Below are 444 nucleotides of genomic sequence, written 5' to 3'. Positions count from 1 at the left end.
GTCCAATATTCCCCACTGCTGCCTCCCGTAGGAGTCTGGGCCGTGTCTCAGTCCCAGTGTGGCTGATCATCCTCTCAGACCAGCTAAGGATCGTCGGCTTGGTGCGCCTTTACCACACCAACTACCTAATCCTACGCGGGCTCATCCTCAGGCGATAAATCTTTGGACTTACGTCATCATCCGGTATTAGCAGTCGTTTCCAACTGTTATTCCGAACCTAAGGGCAGATTCCCACGCGTTACGCACCCGTGCGCCACTATGCCCGAAAGCATCGTTCGACTTGCATGTGTTAGGCATGCCGCCAGCGTTCATTCTGAGCCATGATCAAACTCTCAAGTTTATGTCACCAACCAGCCAAGGTGGAATGCCCTCGCCAGCCAGCATCACATCAAGGAGCCGCTCTGCACATATTCTTAATGAGCCCATCGAAGTATTACTTCGATA

1 rRNA gene is annotated in these 444 nt (G+C 52.5%); it reads right to left on the bottom strand.

Annotation, left to right across the window (positions count from 1 at the left end):
• Positions 1-340, bottom strand: a 16S ribosomal RNA gene (locus AC0IYH_RS29410); the annotation flags it as partial.
• Positions 341-444: the final 104 nt, after the last annotated feature.

It is taken from the genome of Pseudomonas sp. AC463 (assembly GCF_979253585.1).
Note: the sequence above shows the minus strand (reverse complement) of the source record. Positions and strands in the feature narration are given on the sequence as shown.